The sequence below is a fragment of the Mesorhizobium sp. CA15 genome (genome assembly GCF_020165215.1).
Lineage (GTDB): Bacteria > Pseudomonadota > Alphaproteobacteria > Rhizobiales > Rhizobiaceae > Mesorhizobium.
On the sequence record NZ_JAIUHQ010000022.1, the window covers coordinates 20862 to 35172 of the forward strand.

14 protein-coding genes are annotated in these 14311 nt (G+C 64.0%); 7 read left to right on the forward strand and 7 right to left on the reverse strand.

The window, feature by feature from the left end; genetic code table 11:
• Window positions 1-119 precede the first annotated feature (119 nt).
• From LB515_RS25265 to LB515_RS25275, 3 genes are read left to right on the forward strand one after another with little or no spacing between them, the layout of a single operon-like run.
• Window positions 120-1040 carry a carbohydrate ABC transporter permease gene (locus LB515_RS25265; RefSeq protein WP_140840882.1) on the forward strand — a complete coding sequence of 307 codons (921 nt, stop codon included), beginning with the start codon at window positions 120-122 and terminating at the stop codon, window positions 1038-1040.
• Window positions 1040-1897 (forward strand): carbohydrate ABC transporter permease, encoded by an 858-nt coding sequence (locus LB515_RS25270; protein ID WP_224709326.1) that lies wholly within the window; start codon window positions 1040-1042, stop codon window positions 1895-1897. Before LB515_RS25265 ends, LB515_RS25270 begins: the two co-directional genes overlap by 1 nt.
• Window positions 1898-1915: 18 nt before the next feature.
• Window positions 1916-3874, forward strand: coding sequence for a glycoside hydrolase family 127 protein (locus LB515_RS25275; protein ID WP_224709327.1), 1959 nt, complete (start codon window positions 1916-1918; stop codon window positions 3872-3874).
• Between the two features lie 12 nt (window positions 3875-3886).
• Here LB515_RS25275 and LB515_RS25280 read toward each other — a convergent pair whose 3' ends face one another.
• The 3 genes from LB515_RS25280 to LB515_RS25290 all read right to left on the reverse strand — a co-directional run bounded on the left by LB515_RS25280 (window position 3887) and on the right by LB515_RS25290 (window position 7153).
• Window positions 3887-4693, reverse strand: coding sequence for an endonuclease/exonuclease/phosphatase family protein (locus tag LB515_RS25280; RefSeq protein ID WP_224709328.1), 807 nt, complete (start codon window positions 4691-4693; stop codon window positions 3887-3889).
• Window positions 4694-4717: 24 nt separating this feature from the next.
• Entirely contained in the window at window positions 4718-6178 is a 1461-nt protein-coding gene (locus LB515_RS25285; RefSeq protein ID WP_224709329.1) for a phospholipase D-like domain-containing protein, read from the reverse strand.
• Window positions 6179-6325: 147 nt separating this feature from the next.
• Window positions 6326-7153 (reverse strand): oxidoreductase, encoded by an 828-nt coding sequence (locus LB515_RS25290; protein ID WP_224709330.1) that lies wholly within the window; start codon window positions 7151-7153, stop codon window positions 6326-6328.
• A gap of 75 nt (window positions 7154-7228) precedes the next feature.
• Between LB515_RS25290 and LB515_RS25295 the strand changes: the two genes are divergently transcribed.
• The gene (locus tag LB515_RS25295; RefSeq protein WP_224709331.1) at window positions 7229-8161 is read left to right on the forward strand and encodes an AraC family transcriptional regulator; all 933 of its coding nucleotides are present in this window, start codon (window positions 7229-7231) and stop codon (window positions 8159-8161) included.
• A 70-nt stretch (window positions 8162-8231) separates the two neighbouring features.
• Here the strand turns inward: LB515_RS25295 and LB515_RS25300 are convergent, their stop codons facing one another.
• The 4 genes from LB515_RS25300 to LB515_RS25315 form a co-directional block, all read right to left on the reverse strand.
• Complete coding sequence (locus LB515_RS25300) at window positions 8232-8879, reverse strand: class I SAM-dependent methyltransferase (protein ID WP_224709332.1); 648 nt, start codon at window positions 8877-8879, stop codon at window positions 8232-8234.
• Window positions 8880-8917: 38 nt separating this feature from the next.
• A complete protein-coding gene (locus LB515_RS25305; RefSeq protein WP_224709333.1) occupies window positions 8918-9976 on the reverse strand; it encodes an aminopeptidase in 1059 nt (352 codons plus the stop codon).
• 117 nt (window positions 9977-10093) lie between these two features.
• Complete coding sequence (locus LB515_RS25310; protein ID WP_224601630.1) at window positions 10094-10336, reverse strand: hypothetical protein; 243 nt, start codon at window positions 10334-10336, stop codon at window positions 10094-10096.
• A 103-nt stretch (window positions 10337-10439) separates the two neighbouring features.
• Window positions 10440-11189: a DUF899 domain-containing protein gene (locus LB515_RS25315; RefSeq protein ID WP_224601632.1), complete on the reverse strand. Its 750-nt coding sequence runs from the start codon at window positions 11187-11189 to the stop codon at window positions 10440-10442.
• Between the two features lie 120 nt (window positions 11190-11309).
• Here LB515_RS25315 and LB515_RS25320 point away from each other — a divergent pair, with 120 nt between their 5' ends.
• From LB515_RS25320 to LB515_RS25330, 3 genes are all read left to right on the forward strand, one after another.
• A complete protein-coding gene (locus tag LB515_RS25320; RefSeq protein ID WP_224709334.1) occupies window positions 11310-12530 on the forward strand; it encodes a helix-turn-helix domain-containing protein in 1221 nt (406 codons plus the stop codon).
• Between the two features lie 33 nt (window positions 12531-12563).
• Window positions 12564-13568 carry a zinc-dependent alcohol dehydrogenase family protein gene (locus tag LB515_RS25325; RefSeq protein WP_224709335.1) on the forward strand — a complete coding sequence of 335 codons (1005 nt, stop codon included), beginning with the start codon at window positions 12564-12566 and terminating at the stop codon, window positions 13566-13568.
• Window positions 13569-13664: 96 nt separating this feature from the next.
• Window positions 13665-14306, forward strand: coding sequence for a DUF5074 domain-containing protein (locus LB515_RS25330; protein WP_224709336.1), 642 nt, complete (start codon window positions 13665-13667; stop codon window positions 14304-14306).
• The last annotated feature ends 5 nt before the right edge of the window (window positions 14307-14311 follow it).

Below are 14311 nucleotides of genomic sequence, written 5' to 3' on the forward strand. Positions count from 1 at the left end.
ACGGATGAGGGGTGTTCCAGCGGAGTGAGGCGTTGGCGTTCCCTGGAACACCCCTCATCCGTCTCGGCGCTACGCGCCGATCCACCTTCCCCCACAAGGGGAGAAGGGGGAGCCCGGCCATGACCGCCATCACCGCAACTTCCGCTCCCGCCCGCTCACGCATCGGCGTCAGCCGTCGGCAATGGGTGGGCCTGCTCTATGTCCTGCCGGCCGTCGCCCTGGTCACCGTCTTCTTCGTCATTCCGCTCGGCATGACGGCCTGGATGTCGCTGCACAATTGGCCGCTGATGGGCGAGCATGCCTTCATCGGCCTCGACAATTATTTCGCGATCCTGCGCGACACGCGCTTCTGGAATGCGCTGAAATTCACCTTCTACTACACGGTGATCGTCACCATCGCGATCTTCGCCGTCGCCTTCCCGCTGGCGATCTTCATCGAAAAGCCGCGCCCGCTCACCAATCTCTACCGCACCGCCTTCTTCATGCCGGCGGTGGTCGGCTTCGCTTCGGCGAGCCTGCTCTGGTCCTGGTTGCTCAACGTCGATTCTGGCCTGTTCAGTCCGGCCGCCTTCGATCTCGGCCTGACCGCGAAGAAGGTCAATCTTCTCGCCACGTTCCAGCCGGCCTTCTGGTCGATCATCGCCATGGTGGTGTGGAAGGTCGCCGGCTTCACCATGATCATCCTGATGACCGGGCTGCAGTCGATCCCGCAGGATCTGCAGGAGGCGGCGGTCATCGACGGGGCAGGGCCGTTCGCAAGGTTCCGGGCCATCACCTTGCCGCTGATGCGCCGCACGCTGGCGCTGGCGCTGATCCTCTCGGTCGCGGGTTCGATCCTCGCCTTCGACCAGTTCTACATCATCCTGCGCGGCGGCCCGCGCAACCAGACGCTGACGGCGGTCTACTGGATCTTCAACCAGTCCTTCGTCTCGTTCAAGCTCGGCTACGGCGCCGCGCTCTCGATGGTGCTGCTGGTTATCCTGGTGGCGCTCAGCCTCATCCAGCTCTGGCTGTTGCGCAAGCCCGAGGGGCTCGATTAATGGCCGAGGCGATGTCGCAAAAGCGGAGAGTCGGCTTCAGCCTCGCCAGGCATTCCACCGGCATCATCGCCTCGGTGTTGTTCCTGGCGCCGATCGTCTGGACGGTGCTGTCGACCTTCAAGCCGGCGCAGGAAGCGCGCCAGCCGCCGCTGCCGCCCTGGCCGACCACCGGTTTCTCGATCGAGAATTATCAGACGCTGAACTCCTTCGGCGACGGGCTCTGGGTCTCGGCGCAGAACAGCATCTATGTCTCGGTTATGACGGTGCTGCTCTCGGTGCTGGTCAGCGTGCTCGCCGGCTACGGTTTCTCGCGCTTCCGGTTCCCGTTGCGGGATTTCTTCTTCGTCCTCATCCTGTCGACGATCATGATCCCGTTCCAGTCGATCCTGACGCCGATCTTCCTGGTGTTGACGAAGCTTGGCCTGCACAACACGCTGACCGGCCTGGTCTGCGTCTATGTCACGCTGCAGCTGCCGTTCTCGATCTTCATGATGCGCAACGCCTTCGACGCCGTGCCGCGGGAGATCGAGGAGGCCGCGCGCATGGATGGCGCCAACAACGTCACCATGCTGATCAAAGTCATGCTGCCGCTCGTCTGGCCGGGCGTCGTCACCATCGCGCTGTTCGCCTTCCTCGGCGCCTGGAACGAGTTCCTGGCAGCCCTGGTGCTGATGACCGACCAGTCCAAATTCACTCTGCCGGTGATGATGACAGCGCTTCAGTCCGGCCGCTTCGGCGCCATCGACTGGGGTGCGGTGCAGGCCGGCGTCACGGTGATGATGGTGCCTTGCCTGATCCTGTTCCTGGCGCTGCAGCGCTTCTACATCCGCGGCCTCATGGCCGGGGCCGTCAAGTAATTCGAATGGAGTGAACTCATGACCGCATCGCAGCCCGCCGCGCAGCCCTCCGCCAGGCCGAAGCTCGCCTTTCGGCCGTTGCCAGTGCCGCAGGTCGATGTCCGCGGTTTCTGGGGCGACCGTGTCGACGCGGTCGCCGCCAAGACCGCCGGCATCCTCTACGACCGCTGCGTCGAGGCGCGCATGCTGGAGCAGATCGATCCAGACGTGCCGTCGCCGGGCGTCGTCATCCCCTTCCACGTCAGCGACGGTTTTACCGCGCGCACCGTGACGACGCAGATGTTCTGGGATTCCGATTGGGGTAAGACCATCGAGACCGCGGCCTATTCGCTCTACCGGCGCCGTAACCCCGATCTGGAAAAGAAGATCGATGCCGTCATCGACATGTACGGCAAGCTGCAGCAGGAGGACGGCTATCTCTCGAGCTGGTACCAGCGCATCCAGCCCGGCCTGCGCTGGACCAACCTGCGCGACTGCCACGAGCTTTACTGCGCCGGGCATCTGATCGAGGGCGCCGTCGCCTACTTTCAGGCGACCGGTAAGCGCAAGCTGCTCGACATCATGAGCCGCTATGCCGACCACATCGCCGACACTTTCGGGCCCGAGCCCGGCAAGCGGAAGGGCTATTGCGGCCATGAGGAGATCGAGCTGGCGCTGGTCAGGCTCGCGCGCGCGACAGGCAACGACAAATATATGAAGCTGGCTAAGTATTTCATCGACCAGCGCGGCCAGCAGCCGCATTATTTCGATGAGGAGGCGCTGGCGCGCGGCGCCGACCCCAAGGACTTCCACTTCAAGACCTATGAATACAACCAGTCGCACAAGCCGGTGCGCGAGCAGGACAAGGTCGTCGGCCATGCGGTGAGGGCGATGTATCTCTATTCCGGCATGGCCGACATCGCCACCGAATATGGTGACGACACGCTTAGGGTCGCGCTCGAGCGGCTCTGGGACGATCTCACGACGAAGAGCCTCTACGTCACCGGCGGTCTCGGTCCGTCGGCCGACAATGAAGGCTTCACCAACGACTACGACCTGCCCAACGAGACCGCCTATGCCGAGACCTGCGCTTCGGTCGGCCTGGTGTTCTGGGCGAGCCGCATGCTGGGCATGGGGCCGAACGCCCGCTACGCCGACATGATGGAACGGGCGCTTTACAACGGCTCGATCTCCGGCCTGTCGCTCGACGGCTCGCTGTTCTTCTACGAGAACCCGCTGGAGAGCCGCGGCGGCCATCACCGCTGGAAATGGCACCGCTGCCCGTGCTGCCCGCCCAATATCGGCCGCATGGTGGCGTCCATCGGCAGCTATTTCTACGGCCTAGCCGACGATGCGCTGGCGGTGCACCTCTATGGCGATTCGACTGCGCGCTTCGAGATCGCCGGCCGGCAGGTGACGCTCGTCCAGACCAGCAGCTATCCCTGGGACGGCGCGATTGCGATCGAGATCGGGCCGGAGGCGCCCGTAGAGTTCACGCTTCACTTGCGCATACCCGCCTGGTGCCGCAAGGCGGCTTTGCGTGTCAACGGCAAGCTCGTCGATCTGGAAGCGGCGACGGTCGACGGCTATGCCGCGATCCGCCGCGAATGGCGCCAGGGCGACAAGGTTGAGCTCGACCTCGAAATGTCGATGGCCCGCCTCTTCGCCAACCCGCAGGTGCGCCAGGACATCGGCCGCGTGGCGCTCGCGCGCGGCCCGCTGATCTACTGCGTCGAGGAAACCGACAATGGCGGCGGGCTGCATCGCATAGCGCTATCGCGCACGGCCAGGATCGAGGCGCACAAGGAGCCGAACCTGCTCGGCGGCGTCGTCACCCTTTCGGCCATCGGCAGCAGGGCCGAGACCGAGAACTGGGGCGCCGATCTCTACCGCCCCGAACCGCCGGTGACGCAGGAAACGAAGCTCAAGGCCATTCCCTATTTCGCTTGGGATAATCGGGATCCCGGCGAGATGCTGGTCTGGCTGAGGGAAGGCTGAAAGCGGCTTCTCTCAAAGATGCACGAAGGCCGTCAGCGGCAGGTGGTCGGAGGCGACGCGCGACAGCGGCGTATCATGCGCCTCGACGCCCGAAACGAGGTCGTGCCGGTTGCCCATGATGCGGTCGAGCGCCAGCACCGGCAGGCCGGATGGGAAAGTCGGCACCGCCGGCGTCGGGCCGAAGGTCGTGTGCAGCGTGTTCAACGCCGAGCGGTTGCCGAGCCGCCATTCGTTGAGGTCGCCCAGAAGCAGCGTCGGCCTCTCGTCGGCGCTGCTCATGATGTCGAGCACGACGCGGGCCTGTTCCGAGCGCGAGCGGCGCAGCAGGCCGAGATGGGCGGCAATGACGCGCAGCGACCGTTTCTCGTCGATATCGATCTCGGCGACCAGCGCGCCGCGCGGCTCCAGTCCGGGCAGCTTGAGCTGGTGGACGTCGCGCACGGTGCCGCGCTTGAACAACAGCACATTGCCGCGCCAGCCATGCCCCTTGCCGTTGCCGCTGACCGGCACTGGCACCAGCCCCGTTTCCAGCTCCAGGCGGGCCAGGTCGAGCAGCCCGGCCCTGTCGCCGAAGCGGTTGTCGGCCTCCTGCAGCGCGATCACGTCGGGGCTCATTTCGCGGATGACGCGCGCCGTCCGTTCGGGGTCGAATCTGCGGTCGGTGCCGATGCATTTGTGGACGTTGTAGGAGGCGACGACGATTTCCGTGTCGTTGACGCGCTTGCGCGGCGTCGCCTTCGCCTTGCGCGCGCTTCTGCTGCGGATCGAGAGCAGCACGGTCTCGGGCAGGCTGCGTCCTTTGATGTCGTCTATCTCCATGATCCCGATGCTCGAATTCCTGCTCTAAAGATAGGGCGATCCCAGCCACAGCAAACGGTCGAAGACGCGGATTGCAAACGGCCTTGCCCTCAGCGTCTGCAGCGTCACCGGCTGGGCGGTCGAGATGGCGGCCGCGATACGGGCGTCGATCTCGGCGGCGAAATTTTTATCCAGCACTTCCAAGTCGATCTCGAAATTCAGCCTCAGCGAGCGGGCGTCCAGATTGGAAGAGCCGATATAGGCCCACACGCCGTCGATCGCCATCAGCTTCGAATGATCGAACGCGCCTTCGTGGCGCCAGACGCGGCAATAGTGCTTCAAAACCTGGTCGAACTGCGCCGTCATCGCGTGGTCGACGAGAAAGAGGTTGTTCACCGCCGGCACGACGATGTCGATTTCGACGCCGCGCCGGCCGGCCGTGGTCAGCGCGCTGATGAACTCCCGGTCCGGCAGGAAATAGGGCGACATGATGCGGATCGACTTGCGGGCGACCGAAAACGCTCCCATCAGCAACTTGAGATTGGTTTCGTTGGACGCGTCCGGCCCGGTCGCGACCGCGCGCACCAGCATCGGCTGCCCTGGCGGCGGCACGACACGCTCGACCTGCCAGGGCCCGTCCTTCAGGGCCTCGTTGCCGGCGAAGCGCCAGTCCTCGGCGGCCACCGAGAACAGATCCGCCACCACCGGCCCGGTGACCTCGAAATGCGTGTCCCGCGAACTGCCGGAACCGGCGAGCTCGGCCGAGAATCCTTTGCGGATGTTCATGCCTCCCGTGAACGCCACCGTGCCGTCGACGATCAATATCTTCCTATGGGTCCGGAGGTTCGCATAAGGAAGTCTCAGGCCCATGACGATGTTGCCGTTGAAGAGGTCGACGGTGACGTCGGCCTCCCTGAGCTGCTTCAGGATGCTGGGCACCGAGTAGCGCACGCCCACGGCGTCGATCAGCACGCGCACCGTGACGCCGCGCTTGACGGCGTTGCCGAGCGACTGGACGAAAAGCGCCCCGACCGCGTCATTGTCGAAAATATAGGTTTCCAGAAGCACGCTTCGTTGCGCCGCATCGATCGCCCGGCACATCGCCGTATAGGCTTCGTCGCCTGTCTTGAGCACGGCGATGGTGTTTCCCGAGGTGAGCGGGCGCCGCGCCACCCTGTCGCCAAGCGTCTTCAGCCCGGTGAAACGCTGGCCGAATTCGGCGTTGATCAAGGCTTCCAGCGCGACGTCCCGGTCATGCCTGGCGGCAGCGGCCTCGGGCGAGACCGGCCGCATGGCGCTGATCGTCGCGCGGCGGATGCGGTTGATGCCGGCGATGGCGTAGATGATCGCGCCGAGGAAGGGCGACAAAAGCATCACGCCCACCCAGCCGGTGGCAGCGCGCACGTCTTCCTTCGTCATGATGGCATGCACGATGCCCACCGCCGCCATCGCCAGCGACAGGATCAGGATAAGCGTCGACCAGTGACTCGCAATCGCCTCGAACATCGGCCCGACTATTGTGCGAGCCGGCGCGGAAGGCAATGCGGACGGTGAGGCTGGTCCGAAACTCGCCCCGTCGATGGCCCCCCCGCCGCACACCCGGCAAGGTCAGGCTTGCCAGGTGTGCCCGCGTTTGCCCTTGCCGCCACGCGGTCAGCCATCGGTCGAGACGGTTACGGCCTTCCAGGCATCGATCTCTTGCTGCAGCCGCTGGATTCGCTCGGAGACGAGCTTGAGGGCGTCGCTGCCAAGCAGAAGCTGCGGCGGCGGGGCTTCGGTTTCGACCAGGGCCAATACGGCCGTCGCAAGCTTGTCCGGATCGCCAAGTTGCTTGCCGCTTTTCGCCTGTCGGGCCTCCCGGATCGGATCGAACAGCGCATCGTAGTCGCTGATGGACCTCCCGGCCCGGACCATGGAGCGTCCGGCCCAGTCTGTCCGGAAGGAGCCTGGGCAGACGGCGGCAACGCGAACGCCGAATGGGGCCATTTCGGAACGCATCACTTCCGATATGCCCTGGAGTGCGAACTTGCTGCCGCAATAGTAAGCGATGCCCGGCATTGTTATCATGCCGCCCATCGACGTGACGTTGACAATGAAGCCGCGGCGTCGCTCGCGGAACTTGGGAAGAAATGCCTTGGCGACCGCCACGGCGCCGAAGACGTTCACATCGAACTGACGCCGCATCTCTTCCAGTGACGACTCTTCAAGCACCCCCTCGTGGCCATAGCCGGCATTGTTGATCAGGACGTCGACGGGCCCGTGCTCTTCCTCCGCCTGCGCGACGACGTCCGGCACGCGGTCGAACTCCGTGACATCGCAGATGACGGTGCGGATCGCTGGGAGGGATCCGGCAAGCGCCGCGCGTGACGTCTCGGAGCGGATGGTGCCAATGACCGTATGGCCCATCTGGACAGCGGCGGAAGCGATGGCGAGGCCGAAGCCCGAATTGGCGCCGGTGATGAAGAATGTCTTTGTTGCCATGGCCTGCGGTCCTTCATTGATGGAGTGCAGCTTGACAAATAGTATGGTGCGATAGCGTCCACGATTGCGGTTTCTATGAATAGATTGCCAAATCCTATCAGAGCGGACGTTGGGCTAAGACGAAAGCTGGTCGAGTTGGCCGGAGCTATCGCCGAGCGCGTTGGATATAATGCGACCGCGCTCGAGGGTGTGCGCGTGCTCCGTACCGAGGCGGTGCTTCACGACGTTCCGGTACTTTATGAACCGGGCGCGGTGTTCGTCCTGCAGGGAAGCAAGCGAGGCGTCCTCGAACGGGAGGTCTACCTCTACGATGAAGACCATTATCTGGCGGTGTCGGTTCCTGTTCCGTTTCGAATGGAGTCCACGGCCAGCCCCGATCGCCCGCTGCTTGCGGTCTATGTCGAGTTCGACATGCGGATTGCGGCCGAGATTGCCGCGCAGCTGGAGATGCATTCGGCTGTGGGAAGCGACCGGCCGCGAAGTCTCGTATCGAGCAGGATGGGGTCCGACATCGAGGATGTCCTGCTGCGCCTGCTGACGGCGCTTCGCAATCCCGCCGAGACCGCCATTCTTGGATCGAGCCTTCTGCGCGAGCTGCATTACCGGGTCCTGATTGGCCCGCAGGGCGGCGCGATGATCGCTGCCTTGCGGCAAAGAGGCAGGTCGGGAAGGATCGTGCGGAGCCTCGCATGGCTGCGGGAAAACTACAGCGCTGAAATCTCGGTCGCCGATCTCGCGGGACAAGCAGGCATGAGCGTGCCTTCTTACCACGTCCATTTCAAGGAAATGACCGGAAGCAGCCCGATGCAGTACGTGAAAGCCATGCGGCTGCACGAGGCAAGACTGATGATCGCACGCAAGACAACGATCGCTCAGGTCGCGGCTTTGGTCGGATATGCGAGCGCAGCTCAGTTCAGCCGCGACTTCAAGCGGCATTTTGGACGCACGGCTTCCGAAGAGATGAGCTGGGTCCGTCGCCATCTGGGCGAACTCGCCTCGGAAGAGTAGTTCCCTATTGCCGCTCAGCGGTCACGGATCGGCACGCGGCGCGCTAGTGCCGGTCGGCAAGGCCGCCGGCCTAAAGCTTCCTGAAAAAACCCGACAGAATGTTCGGACCTGCTTCTCCTGGCCGCAGCCTGATCCCGTCCTCGAAGCAGTTCAGCGTCACGCATTCGAAACCGTTGGCCGCGAGGAGCGCCACCAGCGAGTCGCGGTCGAAATGATGCAGGTGCTCGTTGGGCAGACGCATGCGCCATTTGGCGAACCACGCGTCGCCCTCGGCGCCGAGCTCGCGCCAGCGGCAATAGGGGACGGCGACAGCCAGGTGGCGGGCCTGAAGCCGGGAAAGGAAGCCGAGATCGGGGATGTGCTCCAGCACGTCGAACATGGCTACGAGGTCCCAGGCGCCGGCGAGCGCCTCATCCCAATCGACGAACCGGACACCCTTGGGCAGTGGGAATTCAGCGATATCGCAGCCGGCGCAATCGGCGACGCCGGTTATCTTCGCGGCTTCGATGAACGTGCCCGTGCCATATCCGATTTCCAGCACGGAATGAGGAATCTCGCCGGTGATGCCAAGCACCCAGCCAAGCCGCTGATAACCGAGCTTGATGGTCCGCTCGCTCAGGTCTTCATAATAGGAGATGTATTTCTTGTCGTATTTGATCGGTGTGAAGTCGATCTGGTGGATCACGCCGAACCCGTCCAGCTCATAATTGTCCAACATTGTCCGCGCGGCCTCCGGGTGCCTAATTCCTTATAAGATCAATTGCACGCAGCCACGGTTCTAAGCGCTTCGGCTCGGGAAGGTGCGGGCAAATTTCCGATCCGTCGAACAGAAGCGTAGAACCTCGGGTAGTCGCCGGAGCACAAGTCGAACAAGCGAAGAAACGCCGGAACCTGTTCGCCGTAGACAGCGGTCGCGGCAAGCTTTGCGTTGTTGATAGGGCTATCGAACCAGGCATCATATCCCCGGGATCCAGCCCATCGCCTGTCGCGCATTTGCCGGTAGCGCATCCGCAGCCTGTCGATGGCGGCTGCTTTGGCGGCCGCCATCTGCTGCGGGCTGCGGGGACTTCCATAGACCTGCCTCAGCTCTTCCCGGGTTTTCGATATCAGTCCGAGAAAATCGGCCTTGCGCTTGCGGTCGATTTCGTAGCTGCGCAATCCGGCGCGATTGCCGGTGGCGCGAAGCCATTTCCTCGTACCGGTGGTTTCGACGGAAACCGCGAAAGCCTCGTTGAATGCGGAGTCGCCGTTCACATAGACTTTCTGATGCGCCAACTCATGGAAAATAAGGCTTGCGAGATAGGTGTCGTCCTGACGCAGCATGGTGCTGAGCAGCGGATCGCTGAACCAGCCCAGCGTGGAATATGCGGTGACGCCCGACACATAGACGTCCAGCCCCTGCCGCTGCAGTTCAGCGGCACTTTCGAGCGCGTCTTTGCGCGAAAAATAACCCTTGTAGGGAACGCAGCCGAAGACTGGAAAGCACCAAGTTATCGGCGCAAGCGAGAATTGCGGCGCAGCAAACACGGCCAAGGTCACATTGTTTCGACCGACGTCGACATAACTGCGGTAGCTGTTGTTATCGGGCAGCGCCAGCTCTTCCGTGGCAAAGCGGCGTATGGCGCTGGCGGAGGTCAATTTGGCGCGCAACGCCTGTGGCGTCGACGGATCGCGGATCAGTCTTCCAACATTCTTGCGCGCGGCCATGATCTCGACATGGCCCTCCAACGACTGCGCGTAGTAGGAAATGCTGGTGCATCCAGTCACGCCGGACGCCAGGATCGCCGCGGCAAGCAATCGAAAAACGCGCTTCACAGCCTGCCCACCGCCCGCCCGTCTCCCATGGAGCAAATGTCTGCTCCCGTGTCTCAGGCGCGCCTATTTTCGTCAAGACCTGGAGGGCAGGTCGGACTTTAGATTGCTCAGCGGCCATCACCTCCGCCGCGCCGCCAGCCGCAGCCACGGCGCCAGATGGAACGCTGCCATCAACAGATACATCGGCACCATGCCGCTGAGCGCCGAGGCGCCCGACATGCACATCATGTCCTGGCCCCCATAGGCCGCCGTGAGCAGCGCCATCATGGCGAAGGTAGGAGTCGCGGCGAGGCAAAGCCAGTCGGCGAGGCCGAAGCCGCTCAGGCCGTTTGGGCGAGGGGCAGGATTGTCGATGCTCATGATATCCACCTTCTGATGCGGACAGGGTTCGAGCCCGTTGGAACAAGCACGAGGCGATCGGCTCCGGCGGCGCGCGGTTTGCGCCGCCGGAACCGCTTCACGCTCAGGCGTTCTTGTTGCGGAACGCCGCTTCGCCGGCATCCGAGACCTCGACCCATCTCTGGTCGGGGGCGGCGCCTTCCTCGTAATTGTCGTGCCAGTTCCACCATTTGTAGGTCTGGGTCTGCGGATAGCCCTCGGGCGAATCCTCCCATACCTCCTGGCGGCCGAGCGGGGTGACGTCGAGATAGCTCCAGACGGTGCCAAAGGCTTCGTCGCCGCGGTTGTTGACGAAATAAGTGCGGAAGATGCGCTTGCCGTCATGGATGAAGACGTTGTGGCCATGCCATTCGTCGACGCCGAAATCCTTATCCCAGCTATCGGTGATGGTGTACCAGGGCATCTTCCAGTCCATGCGCTGCTTCAGCCGCTGGATGTCGGCCTGCGGCGCGCGCGAGGCATAGGCAAGCGTGGTGTCGCGGGCGTTGAGATGGGCAAGGTTGCCGACCATGTCGGCGCCGAGCGAGCAGCCGCGGCACGCATGTTCGGGCCAGCCATAGACGCCGGGCTCGAAGAAGGCGCGGTAGACGACGAGCTGGCGGCGGCCTTCGAAGAGGTCGAGCAGGCTCATCTTGCCGTTCGGACCTTCGAACACATAGTCCTTCTTGACTTCCATCCACGGCATGCGGCGGCGTTCGGCGGCCAAAGCGTCGCGGGCGCGGGTGAGCGCCTTTTCCTTCACGAGCATCTCTTCATAGGCGCCTTCCCACGCTTCCTGCGAAACGACCGGCGGTGTCTTCATATGTTGGGTCATTGCTCTTGTCCCGTTCTTGGGTTTGGTTGGGGTGACGAGGACAGACATAGGACAGCGCACTGCGATGGTGAGAGTTACAAGTGTGACGCGATTTGCTGCGGCGGGCGCTGAGACGGTGGCATGGATTCGCTGATCAATGCCGCCGGCCGCGCGCTTGCCGCGGGCGATCCGCTCGGCGCCTTGAAGCGCGTTGCGCTGCGCGACGACGCGCCGGCGCTGGCCCTGCGCGGCATCGCGATGGCGCAGCTCGGCGATTTCGCCAAGGCCAAGGCACTGCTGAAGGACGCCGCCCGCGCCTTCAGTCCGAGGGAGGCGGTGGCGCGCGCCCGCTGCGTCGTCGCCGAGGCCGAGATCGCGCTGGTCTCGCGCGACCTCGGCTGGCCGGAGAAGGCGCTGCGGTCCGCCCGCGCGACGCTCGCCGCGCATGGCGACCGGCTGAACGCCGCCTATGCCGGCAGCCTCGAGGCGCGCCGCCTCATCCTGGTCGGCCGCCTCGACGAGGCCGAGCGCCTGCTTGCGGACTTCGATCCGACGCCGCTGCCGCCGGTGGCGCGCGTCGCGCATGAACTGGCCGCGGCTGGCATCGCCGTCCGGCGCCTGAGAACAAAGGCGGCGCGCTCGGCATTCGGCCGGGCATCGCTTGCCGCCTATCAAGCCAACATCCCGGCATTGAAGGCCGAAGTCGAAGCGGCGTCCCTGGTGCTGAACACGCCGGTGGGCCGGCTGATCGCGCGCGGCGCGGAGAAAGAGTTGCTGCTCGACGAGGTCGAGGCGCTGCTGGGGTCCGGCGCGCTGGTCATCGATGCTTGCCGCAACGTCGTGCGCGAAGGCGGCGCCGTGGTCTCGCTGGCGACCCGGCCGGTGCTGTTTGCGCTGGCGCGCACGCTCGCCGAAACCTGGCCGGCGGATGCCTCGCGTGAGACATTGCTGAGGCGCGCCTTCCGGGCGAGGCATGTCGATGAATCGCATCGCGCACGGCTGAGGGTCGAGATGGGGCGGCTCCGCGCCGAGCTCGCCGGGATGGCCGAGATCAATGCGACCGCCGGCGGCTTTGCGTTGACGCCGCTGAACGCCGCCGAGATCGTCGTGCTGGCGCCGCCTGTCGAGGATGAGCATGGCGCGGTGCTTGCCTTCCTGACCGATGGCGAGGCCTGGTCGAGCTCGGCGCTGGCGATCGCGCTTGGCGCCAGCGCGCGCACCGTGCAGCGGGCGCTGGAGCAGTTGTCGGCCGAGCATAAGGTGCAGACGGTGGGTCGCGGCCGGGCGCGCCGCTGGATGATGCCGCCGGTCACCGGATTCCCGACTGTCTTGTTACTCCCCGGTCCGCTGCCGAGCGACTAGTTTGCCGGTACTCGGCATCGAGGGAGAGACGTCATGAAACTGATCAGATTAAGAGCGCCCGGCGGCCTGGAACAACTCACGCTGGTCGAGGAGGATCGGCCCGAGCCCGGACCGGGCGAGTTGCTGGTCCGAATCCGGGCATGCTCGCTGAACTTCCACGACAGCATGGTTGCAACGGGCAAGAAGCCCTGCGCCGACGGCCGCATTCCGCTGTCCGATGGTGCTGGCGAGGTGATTGCCGTCGGAGAGGGCGTCGACGCATTCGAGACCGGCGATGCCGTTGTCAGCTGCTATTGGCCCAATTGGCTGGGTGGCGAGGCTACGCCCGCCACCAAGCAGGGCGAACTGGGCGATGATGTCGATGGCTATGCAAGGGAATATGCCTCGATGCCGTGGCATGCTTTCACGAAAGCGCCGGCGGGTTACACCCATGTGGAGGCGGCTACACTCAGTTGCGCCGGGGTAACCGCCTGGAGGGCACTGGTGGTGTGCGGTCAGGTGAGGGCTGGCGATACGGTGCTGGTCCTCGGCGCGGGCAGCGTGTCGTTGTTCGCGCTGCAGTTTGCCAAGATGGCGGGCGCCCGTGTCATCGCGACATCTTCCTCCGATGACAAGCTCGAAAAGCTCAGGCGGCTCGGCGCCGATCATCTTATCAATTACAAGGCCGTGCCGGACTGGGGGCGGAAGGCCAGGGACCTGACCGATGGACGCGGTGTCGATCACGTGGTCGAGGTCGGCGGCCCCGGCACGCTGGCGCAGTCGATAAAGGCCTGCAGGATGGGCGGCCACATCGCGCTGATCGGCGTGTTGACCGGCTTTGCCGCAGAAGTGTCGATTCCGGCGCTGTTTTCCAATCAGATCCGCATCAAAGGAATTTCCATCGGCAGCAGAGCTGACCAGGAAGATATGATCCGGGCGATAACGGCCAACGGCCTGAGGCCTGTTATCGGCCGCAGCTTTCCGCTGCGCGATATTGCCTCGGCTTTCCGGGCGTATGGGAGCCAGAAGCATTTCGGCAAGGTCTGCATCGAGCTTTGAGGCGGTTCATAAATTCCCGACTGTGTTGTTGCTCCCCGGGTTGCAGCAGAGCGGCTAAAGTCGAAGCTGACACAAGAGACCGATGAGGATTGGAAGATGAAAAGAGCCGCTGCCGAAATCCTGCGCGAATATGGACCCTTTCCGGACGCCGAGCGCGTCAATGGCGTCACCTACGATGGCAAGAATGTCTGGTTTGCCACCGGCGACAAGTTGAAGGCCCTCGACCCGGAGAGTGGCACCATCGTGCAATCGATCGACGTCGCCTCGCATGCCGGAACCGCTTTCGACGGCGAGCACCTCTACCAGATCGCCGAGGATCGCATTCACAAGGTCGACCCAAAGACCGGCGAGGTCGTCGCCACCATTCCCGCGCCGGGCAATGGCGGCGATTCAGGTATGGCCTGGGCCGAAGGTTCGCTCTGGGTCGGCGAATACAGGGCCCATAAGATCCACCAGATCGATCCTGAAACGGGCGAGGTGATCCGTAGCATCGAGTCGAAACGCGTCGTCACCGGCGTCACCTGGATCGACGGCGAACTCTGGCATGCCACTTGGGAAGGTGAGGAGGGCGATCTGCTGCGCATCGATCCCGAGACGGGTGACGTGCTGCAGGAGGTAGCAATGCCCTCCGGTGTGTCGGGACTGGAATCCGATGGCGACGGCTGCTTCTTCTGCGGCGGCGGCAGCAGCGGCAAGATCAGGGCCGTGCGCCGGCCGGGATACGACGCTAGCAAATAACGGAT

What these genes read in the sequence shown, in the direction of transcription:
- LB515_RS25265 (WP_140840882.1), top strand. Translation starts at nt 120, where the DNA reads ATGACCGCCATCACCGCAACTTCCGCTCCCGCCCGCTCACGCATCGGC.
- LB515_RS25270 (WP_224709326.1), top strand. Translation starts at nt 1,040, where the DNA reads ATGGCCGAGGCGATGTCGCAAAAGCGGAGAGTCGGCTTCAGCCTCGCC.
- LB515_RS25275 (WP_224709327.1), top strand. Translation starts at nt 1,916, where the DNA reads ATGACCGCATCGCAGCCCGCCGCGCAGCCCTCCGCCAGGCCGAAGCTC.
- LB515_RS25280 (WP_224709328.1), bottom strand. Translation starts at nt 4,693, where the DNA reads ATGGAGATAGACGACATCAAAGGACGCAGCCTGCCCGAGACCGTGCTG.
- LB515_RS25285 (WP_224709329.1), bottom strand. Translation starts at nt 6,178, where the DNA reads ATGTTCGAGGCGATTGCGAGTCACTGGTCGACGCTTATCCTGATCCTG.
- LB515_RS25290 (WP_224709330.1), bottom strand. Translation starts at nt 7,153, where the DNA reads ATGGCAACAAAGACATTCTTCATCACCGGCGCCAATTCGGGCTTCGGC.
- LB515_RS25295 (WP_224709331.1), top strand. Translation starts at nt 7,229, where the DNA reads ATGAATAGATTGCCAAATCCTATCAGAGCGGACGTTGGGCTAAGACGA.
- LB515_RS25300 (WP_224709332.1), bottom strand. Translation starts at nt 8,879, where the DNA reads ATGTTGGACAATTATGAGCTGGACGGGTTCGGCGTGATCCACCAGATC.
- LB515_RS25310 (WP_224601630.1), bottom strand. Translation starts at nt 10,336, where the DNA reads ATGAGCATCGACAATCCTGCCCCTCGCCCAAACGGCCTGAGCGGCTTC.
- LB515_RS25315 (WP_224601632.1), bottom strand. Translation starts at nt 11,189, where the DNA reads ATGACCCAACATATGAAGACACCGCCGGTCGTTTCGCAGGAAGCGTGG.
- LB515_RS25320 (WP_224709334.1), top strand. Translation starts at nt 11,310, where the DNA reads ATGGATTCGCTGATCAATGCCGCCGGCCGCGCGCTTGCCGCGGGCGAT.
- LB515_RS25325 (WP_224709335.1), top strand. Translation starts at nt 12,564, where the DNA reads ATGAAACTGATCAGATTAAGAGCGCCCGGCGGCCTGGAACAACTCACG.
- LB515_RS25330 (WP_224709336.1), top strand. Translation starts at nt 13,665, where the DNA reads ATGAAAAGAGCCGCTGCCGAAATCCTGCGCGAATATGGACCCTTTCCG.